Annotated in this window: 15 protein-coding genes; 8 read left to right on the top strand and 7 right to left on the bottom strand. The window is 47.1% G+C overall.

Annotated elements, in window-relative coordinates; translation table 11 throughout:
- Window positions 1-68: 68 nt before the first annotated feature.
- Window positions 69-884, bottom strand: a complete 816-nt coding sequence (gene mazG / locus GV030_RS20830) for a nucleoside triphosphate pyrophosphohydrolase (protein WP_159585332.1) — start codon at window positions 882-884, stop codon at window positions 69-71.
- A gap of 82 nt (window positions 885-966) precedes the next feature.
- Here mazG and GV030_RS20825 point away from each other — a divergent pair, with 82 nt between their 5' ends.
- Complete coding sequence (locus GV030_RS20825; RefSeq protein ID WP_159585330.1) at window positions 967-1197, top strand: hypothetical protein; 231 nt, start codon at window positions 967-969, stop codon at window positions 1195-1197.
- Window positions 1198-1297: 100 nt separating this feature from the next.
- Window positions 1298-2680, top strand: a complete 1383-nt coding sequence (gene glmM / locus GV030_RS20820; protein WP_159585328.1) for a phosphoglucosamine mutase — start codon at window positions 1298-1300, stop codon at window positions 2678-2680.
- Here glmM and GV030_RS20815 read toward each other — a convergent pair.
- Together GV030_RS20815 and GV030_RS20810 are read right to left on the bottom strand one after the other, a co-directional pair.
- Window positions 2658-3344, bottom strand: a complete 687-nt coding sequence (locus GV030_RS20815; RefSeq protein WP_159585326.1) for a hypothetical protein — start codon at window positions 3342-3344, stop codon at window positions 2658-2660. The genes glmM and GV030_RS20815 overlap by 23 nt on opposite strands.
- A 64-nt stretch (window positions 3345-3408) precedes the next feature.
- Window positions 3409-4044, bottom strand: a complete 636-nt coding sequence (locus GV030_RS20810) for an NUDIX hydrolase (RefSeq protein WP_159585324.1) — start codon at window positions 4042-4044, stop codon at window positions 3409-3411.
- A 50-nt stretch (window positions 4045-4094) separates the two neighbouring features.
- Between GV030_RS20810 and GV030_RS20805 the strand changes: the two genes are divergently transcribed.
- Both GV030_RS20805 and GV030_RS20800 read left to right on the top strand, forming a co-directional pair.
- The gene (locus tag GV030_RS20805; protein ID WP_159585322.1) at window positions 4095-5237 is read left to right on the top strand and encodes a cysteine desulfurase family protein; all 1143 of its coding nucleotides are present in this window, start codon (window positions 4095-4097) and stop codon (window positions 5235-5237) included.
- On the top strand, window positions 5230-6654 hold the full coding sequence (locus GV030_RS20800) for an N-acetylmuramoyl-L-alanine amidase (RefSeq protein ID WP_159585320.1): 1425 nt from the start codon (window positions 5230-5232) through the stop codon (window positions 6652-6654). Before GV030_RS20805 ends, GV030_RS20800 begins: the two co-directional genes overlap by 8 nt.
- A gap of 1 nt (window position 6655) precedes the next feature.
- On the opposite strand, the gene hemH is transcribed toward GV030_RS20800, so the two are convergent.
- The 3 genes from hemH to GV030_RS20785 form a co-directional block, all read right to left on the bottom strand.
- Window positions 6656-7666 carry a ferrochelatase gene (gene hemH, locus GV030_RS20795; RefSeq protein WP_159585318.1) on the bottom strand — a complete coding sequence of 337 codons (1011 nt, stop codon included), beginning with the start codon at window positions 7664-7666 and terminating at the stop codon, window positions 6656-6658.
- 19 nt (window positions 7667-7685) lie between these two features.
- Window positions 7686-8279, bottom strand: coding sequence for a YqaA family protein (locus tag GV030_RS20790; RefSeq protein WP_159585316.1), 594 nt, complete (start codon window positions 8277-8279; stop codon window positions 7686-7688).
- 84 nt (window positions 8280-8363) lie between these two features.
- Window positions 8364-9008, bottom strand: a complete 645-nt coding sequence (locus GV030_RS20785) for a hypothetical protein (protein WP_159585314.1) — start codon at window positions 9006-9008, stop codon at window positions 8364-8366.
- A 158-nt stretch (window positions 9009-9166) separates the two neighbouring features.
- Here GV030_RS20785 and GV030_RS20780 point away from each other — a divergent pair, with 158 nt between their 5' ends.
- From GV030_RS20780 to GV030_RS20765, 4 genes are read left to right on the top strand one after another with little or no spacing between them, the layout of a single operon-like run.
- Entirely contained in the window at window positions 9167-9388 is a 222-nt protein-coding gene (locus GV030_RS20780) for a hypothetical protein (RefSeq protein WP_159585312.1), read from the top strand.
- Between the two features lie 42 nt (window positions 9389-9430).
- The gene (gene recJ, locus GV030_RS20775) at window positions 9431-11134 is read left to right on the top strand and encodes a single-stranded-DNA-specific exonuclease RecJ (protein WP_159585310.1); all 1704 of its coding nucleotides are present in this window, start codon (window positions 9431-9433) and stop codon (window positions 11132-11134) included.
- 21 nt (window positions 11135-11155) lie between these two features.
- A complete protein-coding gene (lptB, locus tag GV030_RS20770) occupies window positions 11156-11887 on the top strand; it encodes an LPS export ABC transporter ATP-binding protein (RefSeq protein WP_159585308.1) in 732 nt (243 codons plus the stop codon).
- Window positions 11887-13410: a GH3 auxin-responsive promoter family protein gene (locus tag GV030_RS20765; RefSeq protein ID WP_159585306.1), complete on the top strand. Its 1524-nt coding sequence runs from the start codon at window positions 11887-11889 to the stop codon at window positions 13408-13410. Before lptB ends, GV030_RS20765 begins: the two co-directional genes overlap by 1 nt.
- On the opposite strand, the gene GV030_RS20760 is transcribed toward GV030_RS20765, so the two are convergent.
- Window positions 13411-14619: a PD40 domain-containing protein gene (locus GV030_RS20760; RefSeq protein WP_159585304.1), complete on the bottom strand. Its 1209-nt coding sequence runs from the start codon at window positions 14617-14619 to the stop codon at window positions 13411-13413. It abuts the gene before it with no gap.
- Window positions 14620-14645 lie beyond the last annotated feature (26 nt).

Raw genomic sequence — 14645 nt, 5'->3', positions numbered from 1 at the left:
AATTTAGGTTAATGAGCAATGAAAATAATCAAAAACAGGGAGAGCTCCCAAATTGCCTCGCTTTAAACTTATAGTTCCTTGGCGCGGTTCCAGTAGGCATCCATTTCATCCAGCGTCATTTCACTCAAGGTTTTGCCGTCTTTTCCTGATTCAGACTCCAGATAATTGAACCGCTTAATAAACTTCTTATTCGTTCGCTCCAAGGCCTCCTCAGGATTAATGTCTATGAACCGCGAATAATTGATCAGAGAAAACAGCAAATCACCAAATTCATTTTGAGCCCGCTCACGATTGATCTTTTGTTCATCAGCAATGTTAAATTCCTCCTTGAACTCCTGCATTTCCTCTTCTACCTTTTCCCATACCTGCTCTTTCTTATCCCAGTCAAACCCTGCGCCACGTGCCTTTTCCTGAATCCTCATGGCTTTCACCATGGCTGGCAATGATGGAGGTACTCCTCCCAAAACAGACTTGTTCCCTTTCTCCTTGAGTTTGATCTTCTCCCAGTTTTCCTTCACGGCCTGCTCATCTTTTGCCTCCACATCACCATAGATGTGCGGATGTCGATGAACCAGCTTGTCACAGATCCCATTGAGCACATCGGTAATGTCAAAGGCCTCTTTTTCTGCGCCAATTTTGGCGTAGAACACCATATGAAGCATCAGATCGCCCAGTTCCTTTTTCACCTCCTCCAGATCATTCTCCAAAATGGCATCACCCAACTCATAAGTCTCCTCAATGGTGAGGTGGCGAAGGGTCTCCATGGTTTGCTTCTTATCCCAGGGGCAGTTTTCGCGCAGCTCGTCCATAATGGTAAGCAGGCGGTCAAAGGCTACGAGTTTTTCGGCCCGTCTGGGGTCTGGTTTTGACAATTGTCTGGACATGTGGAAATCTTTAAGGAACTAAGCGTGTTGTAGACAAACAAGATTACAAATATTCTTTAATTTTGCATCAAATTGTAACCTCATGGCTACCGTATTACTAGGAATTGGATTTATCGCAATATTCTTCATCTTGATGTCAGTAAGACTGATATTCAAAAAAAATGGCGAGTTCAAAGGAACCTGTGCCTCCCAGAGCCCTTTTTTGAATAAAGAAGGTGCCACCTGTGGCTACTGCGGCAAAACGATGAGTGGGGATGAGAACTGCGGAAACCCGGACTCTGAGGTCAACAAACTCATGGCTAAATTCAACTAAACTGCACCGAATTTCCATTTGACTATTTTTATTTAATCACATGTCTAACCGACAGCAAAGTCTGCTTTTCTAACTTTGTACTGTCACCAAAAGAATCATATTGTCACTAATTAAATCAATTGCCGGGCTGCGAGGCACGGTAGGCGGAAAAGTGGGCGAAACGCTCACTCCAATAGATGTTGCCAAGTTCACAGCCGGCTTTGGGATGTGGATCAAAGAAACACACGATCAGCCCAAAGTGGTGATCGGAAGAGATGCGAGACCTTCGGGAGTGATCTTCACGGCCATCGTAGAGAATACCCTACGTGCGCAGGGCATAGATGTCGTAGACCTGGGGCTTTCCACTACCCCCACAGTAGAAATGGCTGTGGTCAATGAAAAAGCTCAGGGTGGTATCATTCTCACCGCCAGCCACAACCCGTCCGGGTGGAATGCACTGAAGCTCCTCAACGAAAACGGGGAGTTCATCACAGCTGCTGATGGCCAAAAAGTGCTGGCATGGGCCGATTCACCGGACCTGCTTTTTATGGACCCAAAGAAATTTGGTACCGTAGAGACCAAAGACGACTACATCGACTGGCACATCGAGCAGATTTTAAAACTTGACCTGGTCAATGTTGAAGCCATTCGCGAAAAAGGATTCAAAGTAGTGGTAGACGGGGTGAATAGCACCGGAGGCATTGCGGTACCTAAGCTCCTCCGCAAGCTGGGAGTAGAGGTAACAGAACTCTTCTGCGAGCCCAATGGCATCTTTCCACACAACCCCGAGCCACTTCCGGAAAACATCACACAAATCTGCAATGAAATCACCAGTGGTGATTTTGACCTTGGTTTTGTGGTGGATCCAGACGTAGACAGACTGGTCATGGTTTGCGAAGATGGGGTTCCATTTGGTGAAGAATATACGCTCGTGTCCATTGCAGATTATGTGCTGGGTAAGAAAAGCGGAAATACGGTTTCAAATCTCTCTTCCACCCGGGCCCTGCAGGATGTGACGGAAAAACATGGAAACACCTACAAAGCCGCAGCAGTGGGAGAAGTGAATGTGGTCACCGCTATGAAAGAAACCAACGCCGTAATAGGTGGAGAAGGAAATGGTGGCGTCATCTTGCCCGAGTTGCACTATGGCCGCGACGCCCTGGTAGGGATCGCTTTGTTTCTCTCACACCTTGCTGAGTTTGGCAAAAGCACCTCCATGCTAAGGGCTACTTATCCAAGCTATCACATCTCCAAAAATAAGATTGAGCTGGATGCCAATTTGGATTTGGACAGTGTGTTGGAGAACCTCCAGCTGAAGTATGCCAAAAACAAGTTTTCGACCATAGATGGCCTGAAAATAGAGTTTGACAATGAGTGGGTACACCTGAGAAAATCCAATACCGAACCCATAATCCGAATCTATGCTGAGTCTGATAGCCAATCAACGGCCGATCACCTGGCACAAAAACTCATGATGGACATTAAAGAGTTGATTTCAAGCTAGTTTGGTGTTCATCAACTGATTTTTTGAACATCACAAACCCAACGGAAAACTCCAACCTGTGTAACTCATCCAGCCCTTGAAAAGCACTCAAGGGGTGGGTTCCGGGGCTTATCAGATCCCGAAAGCCATGGTAATATGCCAACTCGAAAAGCCAACGCTCATGGTGATAAAACACAGTCATCAAAGCACTCCAATTATGCCTGTTGTATCCATCCAATTGTTCGTTCCTTATCACATAGGAGTCCCTCTTAAAGACGCTTGATCCGGATACTAGAAAAGCATGTTCCAATCCCAGCCGGGCGCCCAGGGAGCCAATTTTCTTACCAATGGTCAAGGAGTGGGCCAGGTAGTTCAGCTGAAGCTCATAAGTATGCCGCATGTCCTCTCTAGCCACTTTCTGGCTAATATTTACCACCGAGTAACCAAGATCATATCTTATATCAACCTCTCCTCGAAATATTCCCTGAGATGTAAAGAGTCTCAAATCATATCCTGGACCAAGCCGAGAAGGTTCACCCCCATCAGATACTGCGGCTAAATTGAATCCTGACTTCAAGCCAATCAAACCTTGTCCTTCTGCTGGATGAAGAAGATAAAAAATCAGCCAAAGGCCGCCTGCTATTTTGGCAAATGACACCATGCTGTCAGATTCGTATGCTTGCACATAACTTAAAGCTAAGGTTTCTGTCCTCAAAGTCAAATATTTCGAACCTCCCTCATCACTGATTTCAGTCGAAATCAACTCCTCCCGAAAGGGCCAGTTCATAAAGCTTCTGAATCTGAGCGGATGTATTTCGCATCAGCGATAGTTCTGGTAGTTGATCGATGGGGAAATACGCTGCGCCTATGGTTTCATGGCCCGGATTGAGTGCTCCGCCCTCCTCTATACAAAGAAAATTGAGTTTGTAAACGCTGTGTACATCGGCCGGATGATCATGCTTCCGCTTATCCCACACGGCCATCAAGCGCTCGGGCCTTACTCTGAGACCAGACTCCTCCCATACTTCCTTCACGATATTCTCTGACGGTGAGTAGCCATTGTCTGCCCACCCCCCGGGCATGGCCCATTTTCCATCGGTTTTTTCACGGATCAATAATATTTTTCCCTCCTTCAAAATCACCCCACGCACATCCACTTTTGGAGTGGGGTAATCGTCGAGGTTTTCAAACTGAGCAACGATGCGCTCAACCTCCACACCCACAAGCGCACTCAGCAAATTGTTGGTGCTCTCCTTCAGTTCCTCATAGCGCTCACGGTCATAAGCATCTTCCGCATAAGTCAAACCTGTTTTGGCCAATGACTGCACCCTTTTCAAATATTCCAGTACCTGCTTATTCATGTCCATAGATGTTGTCGGTCTCATGCATAATATGCTTAATTTTGTGCTTTGCATAGTTAACACACGTCCCCGAAATGAAAAAAGTATATTTTGATAATGCGGCTACCACCCCTCTTGACGAGGCTGTATTTGAAGAAATGAAGCCATATATGCTGGAGTATTACGGCAATCCGTCCTCTATCCACTGGCATGGACGGCAGGTGAGATCTGCCATAGAGAAATCTCGAAAAAAAGTGGCTGACCTCCTCAACACCTCTCCGTCAGAAATCTTTTTCACTTCGGGAGGTACCGAGGCTGACAATACGGCCATTCGCTGTACCATAGAAGATTACGGGGTAAAAAACATCATCACCACACCGCTGGAGCATCATGCCGTACTGCACACTGTAGAAATGCTGGCCAAAAAAGGCAACGTCAATCTGCACCTGTTGGATGTGGATGAGAAAGGTCAAATCAGCCTCGATCAAATAGAACAGCTCCTCAAAAAAGACCCGAACACCCTCATCACGCTCATGCACGCCAATAATGAAATTGGTACGATGAACGACATTCATGCCATCGCTGAAATGAGCAAGGCCTATGGGTCAGTTTTTCATACAGACACCGTGCAGTCCATGGCGCACTTCCGTCACGACCTACAGCAGTTGAAAGCCAATTTTGTAGTGGGATCGGCACATAAATTTCATGGGCCTAAAGGCGTGGGGTTCCTTTATGTCAATCATGAAAAAAGAATACAACCCTTTATTCATGGAGGAGCCCAGGAACGCAACATGCGCGGAGGCACAGAAAACGTCTATGGAATCATTGGCCTGGCCAAGGCACTGGAGTTGGCCTACGCTCATATGGATGACCATAAAAAGCAAATAGAATCGGTGAAGTCTTACATGATAGAGCAGCTCAAACTGCACATAGAAGGCGTATCATTCAATGGCACCTCTGACGATTTGGAAAACAGCTTGTATACTGTACTGAGTGTGAGCCTGCCTCCAAGTGAAGACAATGACATGCTCCTTTTCAACCTGGACATCAACGGAATTTCTGCCTCGGGAGGAAGTGCCTGTAGCAGTGGTTCCAACATTGGCTCGCACGTACTCACAGCCATCGGATCTGATCCGCAGCGAGGAGCTATCCGGTTTTCATTCAGTAGATTCAATACCAAAGCAGACGTAGATTACGTTATAGGTAAACTGAACGAAATCCTCACTGTCAGTGCATAGAAAACACGCGATACTTTTACTCATTTTCTTTCAATACTTCCCTCTTCTGGCCCAGAAGCAACCTCCCACACAGAGGCTTGGCGCTTTCAGGTATACCCAAGAAGACAGAAAGATATTGTCCGGCCAACCCACCACTGCTCTCGTGCTGAAAAGCCCCCATTTTCAGGGACAATCAGTGAAAATAGAGGTGAATGGTACAGCGATGGCTATACCACTGGATCCGGATGCCCCGGCGTATACCTACTTTCTTTCATTGCCTGAACCGATTGAGGTAACCAAGGTGGATGCTGACCCTGATTGGTCTGTCTTCCTGATCAATAGTGGAAATGCTCCGGCCACATCCAGTAGAAAATTGAGAGCTGATCAGGAAGAATGTGATTTTAATGTGGACCCCATCCTGCAGGAAGAATGGCGCAATGGCCTGGATGCCCCGAGCTACAGTCGCTCCTTCACAGACGTGGAGCACGTGATTATTCATCATGCAGCGGGCTCCAATACCAACACCAACTACACTCAGGTAGTGCGTGACATCTACATCTATCATACCGAGGTGAATGGCTGGTCGGATATCGGATACAATTATCTCATTGCCCAAAATGGGGCGCTTTACGCCGGTCGCGACCCTGCCGGTGGTGAACAGGATAACGTACTGGGCGCGCACTTCTGTGGTAGCAATAGTCAAACCATGGGTATTTGTCTATTGGGAAATTATGAAGCGGCTCTCCCTACTGATGCCACGTGGGCAACATTACAGCAACTGGCCGCATTCAAACTTCAAAAAGAAAACCTGGATGCCCTCGGGTCCAGCGCGCACCCGTTGGGCCAAGTCGGAAACATCGCCGGCCACCGCGATGGCTGCAGTACCCTTTGTCCCGGAGGAAATGTATACGACCAACTCTCAGCACTACGCTCGGAAGTAGATGGGCTGCTCTCCAGTTGTGAGGTCGCCCTGGATTTTGAGCTCTCTGAGCTCACGTTGGAGGCCGGTGAATCTCTGACTGTTTCCAACACCAGCCACGGTTATGACAGCTATACATGGTTGTTTGAAGGGGGCAATCCATCTACTGCAGACTGGCCAAATGGTGGGGAAGTACAATATAACTATGGAGGTGTTTTTGATATTGCCCTAATAGGTCACCAGGGTGCATCAGCGGATACATTGAGCTTTCAGGACGCCATCAGGGTGCTAGCCGAGCCACGCATATTCCCCAACCCCGCCAAGTCAATGACCACTCTGAATGTGGCCACAGATGGGAGTATCAAAGCCCTTGAAATTATAGGGATTCAGGGCAAAACACATTTTGCCACCAATGAAGTTGAAGGTGGCATTACCTTGCCTTATCTAACCTCGGGGGTGTATGTCGTAAGGATTCACACCGATGGGCGCTGGGTTTCCCAAATGCTACTGATTCAGTAGATCAGACGCTGCGAACCAAATCTGCCAGGCACTCTACCCACAAAGGATCGTCATTCAGGCTTTCTACCAGATCCCACTGTTCGCCACCGGCTTTGATGAAGTCCTCTTTGTAGGTTTCTCCTACTTCCACTGTGGTCTCCAGACAATCTGAAACAAACGCCGGTGAGAAGGCCAGTACTTTCTTTTTACCCTTTTTAGCCAGGTCTTCCAGCACATGGTCAGTATAAGGCTTGATCCATGGGTCTCTGCCCAGACGGGACTGAAAACAAACGGTATATTTTTCTTCGGGAATCCCCAGTCTATCCGCCAGCAATCGGGTGGTCTGGTAGCATTGGGCCCGATAACAATACCGGTTTCGATCATGAAATTGATTGCAACAGGTGCCTAGTTGGCACTGCTCGCCCACTGAACCCTTCAGGATTTGACGCTCGGGTAAACCGTGGTAGCTGAAAACAAAATGGTCATAGTCGGTCTTTTCCATCCGCTTCTTCCCTTTGTTCACAATGACCTGTAGAAATTTCTCCTCCTCGAGAAACTGTGACGTGAATTTAATTTCCGGGATAATCTGCCAGGTTTTAGTGATCTCCATCACCTTATCAATCACCGAGCCAGTGGAAGCCGAGGCATACTGGGGAAACAAAGGAATGACATGGATTTTGCCCACGTGCTGTTCGCGTAATTTATCCAGCCCCACCTGAATAGAGGGACTTTGGTAGCGCATGGCATACTCCACCACATAGTCTTTCCCCAATATACTTCTCAGGGGCTCCAGAAGATCTTCTGTGTAATACTTCAATGGGGAACCACGCTCAGTAAACAGTCGCCTGTATTCGGCCGCCGACTTAGGTGCCCTGAACGGCGCAATGATAAGATTCACCAACATCCAGCGCGAAACAGCCGGGATATCAATCACCCGCTTATCAGTCAAAAACTCTCTTAAATATTTTCTTACATCACCCACCTCAGTGGAATCCGGTGTTCCCAGATTTACCAGCAAAACTCCTGTTTTCATTTAATTGCTCTTGTTTTGGCTACTGAAATATATTCGCCTCCCAAATGATTATCGCATAGACCGTGAAACGCAAAAATCGGGTCATAGACATCAAAAGAAACCTGCGATATCGGTATTTCACAGCGCCCATCAGCATGCAGATACCTGCAAATGGCAATGGCGTCAGCGCTGCGACGATAACCAGAAACCCTCCGAATTTGTTAACATGCTTTTCAAATTTGGCCAGATAGTTCTTTTGTAAGGTGCGGTACAGCTGCGTGGTGCTAAAGTGAGAACCGATGTAATAGCCGATGATGCCAGCCAGATAAGACAGGACAGAAAGGCCTGCCACATTCAGGATATATTGTTGGAGCACCTCATTTCGAAGTGACCAGATCATAAACAACTCCGGAGGGATAATGCCAAAAACGGTCTCTGAGGTAAAAAAAATGCCAAAAATAACAAAGGGCTTATCGTATAGTGGCCCCAAAACCCCCTCGAGTGAGAAGTTATAATTTGCCTTCAAATAGAAATAACCCCCAACGATAGCCGCCAGCCAGAGTATTCCCCTGAATAAGTTCTTTAAGAAAAAGCGGGTACGCTCCATGGCCTCCCTTTGCTCATCTGGCTGCATAAATCTTTGGGCAGATTTGGTGTACTTTGGGTATCCTCCAGAAAACGGATTCCCTGTGGATTTGTTGAAATTCTAACCGCAAAACTAAGATTTTTCCTTTTCCTCCACAGCTTTCCGGGCAGTCTTTACTTCTTTGTTTGGCTGACTATAGATTACTTCCCAATAGGGATCGGATAACTCGGTGTATTTTCCATGAAACTGTGTGAGCATTATTTTCACCGCATAGTTCAGCCTGTTCACCGCATCCTTGTAGTAATCGACTCTATTCTGAGGATGAAAAATGAAGAACTTCACGATAGGAAATGCAGCCGTTCTGAACTCGCCCAATGCCTTCTTCACCGAAACACTCTCACTCTCCAATGAGGCAATCGCCTCTTCACTGCATGCCGCCAGCCCCTTCAACAGCGCAGAATACAGGAGCTGTGTCTCTGTGCCCCCCTCCTCGTAAGTGGTTATAATATCCTCACAATGCGCTTTCAGGATCCGAAGACCCGGAAGACTTTTGACCGATTCTGTAAACACATCCGGTTGCCACAGAATTTCTCTAAAGGTGAAAATGGAAGGTAACAATTCGGTATCGTACTCCTCATCACTCTTAAGCCCCACAAGCACTTGCTGTGAAATATCCGCTACCACCACACTGCCAGCCACCAGTTTATAAGACCAGCCCTGCTCGTCGGCGCTGATCAACTCAGAAAAATTCCATATCTCACTTAGTGCTATCTTCATAGAGAATTACCCGCCAATATATCCAAATGCGATAAATATAACCCAACTATTACCACAATGATAAACAGTAACTTCATCTGAATAACATATTCATAACGCCGAATGACGCAACCTTTTTGCGGAAATTTAGTATGCTTGCATAACACTTTCGCCTTGTTATGACCCGTAAAGCATCGCCCATATTCTTCGAAGGCACCAAAATCGTCAGACTTTCTGACCTTCCCTTCGCCCAGTCTACCCTATTTTCCGGATGGCTGCAGCCCGTTCATTTCATCATACTCGGAGAGCGCAATGATTATGATTGTGTGAAGTACGAAGACTATGAATACTGGTACCAAAACTACTACGTAGGAGAAAAAGATTTGGACAATATCATTTAACCAGCCCCTCGCTTTTTCACCCATATTTTCTAATTTCCCCGAATGGAAAAAAGATGGGAGCTGCGGGACATTCCAAATACCGACTACCTCGAGTCTCTTTCGAAGGAGCTCAACATCAACAAAGACCTCACGGCTCTCCTCCTGCAGCGGGGCATTACCGAGTTTGAACAGTCCAAAAGTTTCTTCAGACCATCTCTGAGCCATCTGCACGATCCCTTTCTGATGAAGGACATGGATAAGGCCGTCAATAGGCTGTGTGAAGCTATTTTTTCCAATACTAAGATTCTTATCTACGGCGATTATGACGTGGACGGCACCACTTCGGTATCCCTCATGTATGGCTTTCTTAAGTCCTTCTCAGATCACCTGGAATATTACATTCCCGACCGATACACAGAAGGATATGGCATCTCTACCAAAGGGATTGAATATGCCCATGACAATGGCTTTCAGCTCATCATCAGCCTGGACTGTGGCATCAGAGCAGTGGACAAAGCCGCCCTGGCCAATTCTTATGACATTGATCTGATCATTTGCGATCACCACATCCCTGGGGAGCAACTGCCTGAAGCCCATGCCATCCTGGATCCCAAGCAGCCAGAGTGCCCCTATCCATTCAAGGAACTATCAGGATGCGGAGTGGGCTTCAAGCTCTTGCAGGGCTTTTGCATGCAAAACTCCATCCCTCTGGAGCAGCTGTATCAACATCTGGACCTGGTGGCCGTGAGCATCGCCTCCGACATTGTGCCCATCGTTGGCGAAAACAGGGTTTTGGCATTTTATGGGTTGAAAAAGCTCAACCACTCGCCTTGTCCGGGACTCAAAGCGCTGATGGAAGTCAGTGGCCTAAAAAATGAAATTGACATTTCGAGTATCGTTTTTTACCTCGGGCCCAGGATCAACGCTACCGGGCGACTCACCCACGCCCATGACTCGGTGCGGCTGCTCACTGCCGAAAATGATAGCGAAACCGAAGCCTTTGCCAGCGTACTCAATGCCAAAAATGCCCAAAGAAAGGATTTTGACAAGACCATCACTGAGGAAGCCCTGAGCATGGTGGAGGAAGATGAAAGTCTGAAGCTTGCCAAGAGCACCGTACTCTTCAAAAATGACTGGCACAAGGGAGTGATCGGTATTGTGGCCTCCCGATGCATCGAAAAATACTACCGACCTACCATCATCCTGACCGAATCCAAAAATAAGGCGACAGGAAGTGCCCGCTCCATCGAAGGCTTCGACATCCATGAGGCCATTTCTTCCTGCAGTGACCTGCTCGAACAATTTGGTGGACATACCCATGCAGCGGGCCTCACCCTGCCACTCGAAAATGTAGCTGCTTTCCGACAAAAATTTGAAAAGATTGTTTCTGAAACCATCAATCTGGAAATACTACAGCCCAAACTGGAGATAGACCTGGAAGTAGATCTGAGTTTTGTGAATTACAAAAACTATATGATCATCAAGCAGATGTCCCCCTTTGGCCCACAAAACCTCAAACCTGTCTTTGTGACCAAAAATGTGAAGCTGAAATTTCCTCCCAAAATAATTAAAGACGAACACCTCAAGGCCTCGTTCTATCAGGAAGGAAACCACCTCGCCTATGAAGCCATTGGCTTTGGTTTGGCTGAAAAATCTGAAGACCTCCTGAACCATGAGGTCTTTCAGGTGGTCTACCAGATAGAGGAAAACACCTACCGGGGAAACAAAAGCCTACAGCTAAACATTAAGGATATTAAATTTGATTGATATCTTGCAAGGTCAATAGATATGGAATTACGAGCAGAGCATTTAATCAAGAAGTATAAGAAACGCCGGGTGGTTAATGACATCTCCGTGTCAGTGAACCAGGGAGAGATTGTGGGATTGCTCGGGCCAAATGGAGCGGGGAAAACCACTACCTTCTACATGATTGTAGGACTTATCAAGCCCAATGAAGGGAGCATCTTCCTGGACGAGGAGAATATCACTGACCTGGCCATGTACAGAAGAGCCAAAAAAGGAATTGGGTACCTGGCTCAGGAAGCCTCAGTATTCCGTAAACTATCAGTGGAAGATAATATCCTGGCGGTGCTGGAAATGACCAAGCTCTCCAAAGTGGAGCAAAAAGAAAAAATGGAGTCTTTGCTGGAGGAATTCAGTCTGACCCACGTCAGAAAAAATCTGGGAATGGTGCTCTCCGGCGGTGAAAGAAGAAGAACCGAAATTGCCAGGGCCCTGGCCGTGGACCCAAGCTTTGTCCTGTTGGATGAGCCTTTCGCAGGTGTCGACCCCATTGCCGTGGAAGAGATCCAGACCATTGTGGCTCAGCTCAAAAACAAAAACATCGGTATCCTCATCACCGACCACAACGTGGATGAAACCCTCTCCATCACCGACAGGGCGTATCTGATGTTTGAGGGAAACCTTTTGAAAGCCGGCACGCCTGAGGAACTGGCTGCCGACGAGCAAGTGCGCAGGGTCTATTTGGGTAAAAACTTTGAACTCCGACGAAAGAAATAATGGAGATTCTTAATTCCATATTGACCTGGGTAATGAAGAAGAGGATTCACGACATTGAACTCTTCATGAAATACCCACACGAGGTGCAGGAAGAACTGCTCATGTCGCTGATCTCCCGCGCCTCAAAGACGGAGTATGGGAAAAAGTACGAGTTTGACAGCATCGCTACCCGCGAACAGTTTCGACAAAGAGTGCCAATAGTCACCTACGAGGACATTTTCCCCTATGTGGAAAAACTGATGCGTGGCGAACAGAATCTCCTCTGGCCTACAGAAATCCGTTGGTTTGCCAAATCTTCTGGTACGACCAACGCCCGCAGCAAATTCATTCCTGTGTCTAACGAGGCGCTGGAAGACTGCCACTACAAAGGAGGCAAGGATCTCCTCTCTATCTATGTCAACAATTATCCCGACACCAAGATGTTTACGGGAAAAAACCTGGTGATTGGCGGCAGCCAGCAGGTAAACCAGTTTGACAAAAACGCCAAATCGTACTATGGTGATGTCTCGGCTGTATTGATCAAAAACCTTCCTTTCTGGGCCCAGATGGTCAGAACTCCCTCACTGGATATTGCGCTGATGGAAGAATGGGAAGAGAAGATCGAAAAAATGGCACACTATACCCTGGATGAAAATGTGACCTCCATCTCGGGTGTCCCCACCTGGACGATTGTGCTCCTGGAGCGAATCCTGGAAATCAAAGGCGCAAGCTCTATCCTTGAGGTGTGGCCCAATCTGGAGACCTTCATCCACGGTGCTGTGGCGTTCACCCCATACGAGAAGCTTTTCAATAGCCTCATTCCTTCTCCGAACATGCGCTACATGGAGACCTACAATGCCTCCGAAGGGTTTTTCGGAATCCAGGATCGCACAGACTCAAAAGAAATGCTCCTGATGCTGGACTATGGGATCTATTACGAGTTTATCCCTAAGGAAGAGTGGGACAGTGAACAGCCCAAGACCATTAGCCTAGACGAAGTGGAGCTGGGAAAAAACTACGCCATCATCATTACTACCAACTCCGGCCTTTGGAGGTACAAGATTGGTGACACCATCAGGTTTACCTCTCTGGATCCCTTTCGGATCAAAATCAGTGGGCGGACCAAACACTTTATCAATGCTTTTGGCGAGGAGTTGATCATAGAAAATGCAGAGGAAGCAATCGCTGAAGCCTGTGAACAAACCGATGCGGAAATGGAGAACTTCACCGCCGGACCACGCTATCTGGAGGCAGGCACCAGAGGTTGTCACGAGTGGATCATTGAGTTTAACAAACAGCCAAAGGACCTGGATCAATTCAAGCGAATATTGGATGCCAAACTCCGCGAAATCAATTCTGACTATGACGCCAAGCGTCACAAAGACATTGCGCTGGTAGCCCCTCTGGTACATCTGGTAGCCAAAGGCACTTTTTATCACTGGATGAAAAAGCGCGGTAAATTAGGTGGACAAAATAAAGTACCCAGGCTATCCAATAACCGGGAATACCTGGATGATCTGCTGGAAATGATTGTAGCCAGATAATCACTTTTTCACCTGCAACACAAAGAGGTCATAATCTCCGGTGGATTCAATCCGATCAGATGAGAATACCGCTTCATTGTCCGAGCTTACCCTAAAATCAAAATCATCATCCACAGTATTGATAGGAATACCGGCATTGATAGGAGGCCCCCAAACATTCTTCACGTCATCAAACTCCGAGTAATAAATGTCCCTCTTGCCTAGTCCGCCGGGTCGGTCAGAGCTGAAATAGAGGCGCTTGTTATCATCTGTCAGATATGGGTAGTCCTCATTGTATCTGCTACTCACCTGAGGAGAAATAAGTACCGGCTCCATCCATTCGCCGGTAGAGCGTAGCTTCAATGACTCAAATATCTCCAGGCCATTCTCTTCTGTGGGTTTCGAAAAGATCAAACGGGTCTTATACTTATTCATATAAATGTGCTGAACGCCGGCCAAATCCAGGGTCTCCACGGCAGAAAGCACTTTCCAGTCCTTCGCCCCAATTTCCATCTCGTTGAGCTGGCTGCTTTGCTGATTGTAGTACATAAACGTACCCCGAACATAGAGCAGGTTGAGATGGTCAACCTCCACGGGTGATTGCGAAATCACGTTTGGCGTGTTCCACCCATAAGGGCCCTTTTCCGTCACATAAATATCAAATTTTCCTTCCTCTAGTCGATCCGAAGCAAAGAGGAGCCTAGTCTCATCATCAAACAATACTCCGGACATTTCTGCAAAGTTGGAGTTGATGGGGCTTTCGAGTGGTGTCACTGCCATGGAAGTCTCAGCGGCATTGACAAATTGCAGTTTGAACTGCGCCTCTTGGCGGTACGAGTCCAGCTTATTCATGCCCTCAGACATCTGAAGAAACTGGTTTAGATACTCTGATGCCTTGGAGAGGATATTTCTTCTCAGGTAAATCTTGCCCAGCCAATAGTAGTACAGTGGGTCCTTGCCTTTCTCGGCTTCAAACTCCAGATATGTATCAATGGACCGATACCGGTACTTCTTGCTCAGTAAAGCGCTGATGGTGGATTTGTACTTGACATCCGGGAGGTCTGAAATGTACTGAAAAGCGTCCACTGCCAGGTCATACTTCTCCTGGCGCATGTATGCATCTGCGTCCTGATAAATTTTTACTTCACTTTGGGCGTGGGTCATCAAGGGAAGAAAAACTACAACCGAAATGAACACCCCTATGGATTGTATTTTTCCGCAAATTACCATCTGTTTGCTGATTAGATAGTAATAAA

Origin of the sequence: Marinoscillum sp. 108, from assembly GCF_902506655.1 — a bacterium.
Classification (GTDB): Bacteria; Bacteroidota; Bacteroidia; order Cytophagales; family Cyclobacteriaceae; genus Marinoscillum; species Marinoscillum luteum.
The sequence above is the reverse complement of the archived record's forward strand: the minus strand, read 5'-3'. Positions and strand labels throughout refer to the sequence as shown.

Bases quoted from the DNA above. Each gene is read 5' to 3' on its own strand.
- mazG (WP_159585332.1), bottom strand. From the start codon at position 884: ATGTCCAGACAATTGTCAAAACCAGACCCCAGACGGGCCGAAAAACTC.
- GV030_RS20825 (WP_159585330.1), top strand. From the start codon at position 967: ATGGCTACCGTATTACTAGGAATTGGATTTATCGCAATATTCTTCATC.
- GV030_RS20810 (WP_159585324.1), bottom strand. From the start codon at position 4,044: ATGAGACCGACAACATCTATGGACATGAATAAGCAGGTACTGGAATAT.
- GV030_RS20805 (WP_159585322.1), top strand. From the start codon at position 4,095: ATGAAAAAAGTATATTTTGATAATGCGGCTACCACCCCTCTTGACGAG.
- hemH (WP_159585318.1), bottom strand. From the start codon at position 7,666: ATGAAAACAGGAGTTTTGCTGGTAAATCTGGGAACACCGGATTCCACT.
- GV030_RS20790 (WP_159585316.1), bottom strand. From the start codon at position 8,279: ATGCAGCCAGATGAGCAAAGGGAGGCCATGGAGCGTACCCGCTTTTTC.
- GV030_RS20785 (WP_159585314.1), bottom strand. From the start codon at position 9,008: ATGAAGATAGCACTAAGTGAGATATGGAATTTTTCTGAGTTGATCAGC.
- GV030_RS20780 (WP_159585312.1), top strand. From the start codon at position 9,167: ATGACCCGTAAAGCATCGCCCATATTCTTCGAAGGCACCAAAATCGTC.
- recJ (WP_159585310.1), top strand. From the start codon at position 9,431: ATGGAAAAAAGATGGGAGCTGCGGGACATTCCAAATACCGACTACCTC.
- lptB (WP_159585308.1), top strand. From the start codon at position 11,156: ATGGAATTACGAGCAGAGCATTTAATCAAGAAGTATAAGAAACGCCGG.
- GV030_RS20765 (WP_159585306.1), top strand. From the start codon at position 11,887: ATGGAGATTCTTAATTCCATATTGACCTGGGTAATGAAGAAGAGGATT.
- GV030_RS20760 (WP_159585304.1), bottom strand. From the start codon at position 14,619: ATGGTAATTTGCGGAAAAATACAATCCATAGGGGTGTTCATTTCGGTT.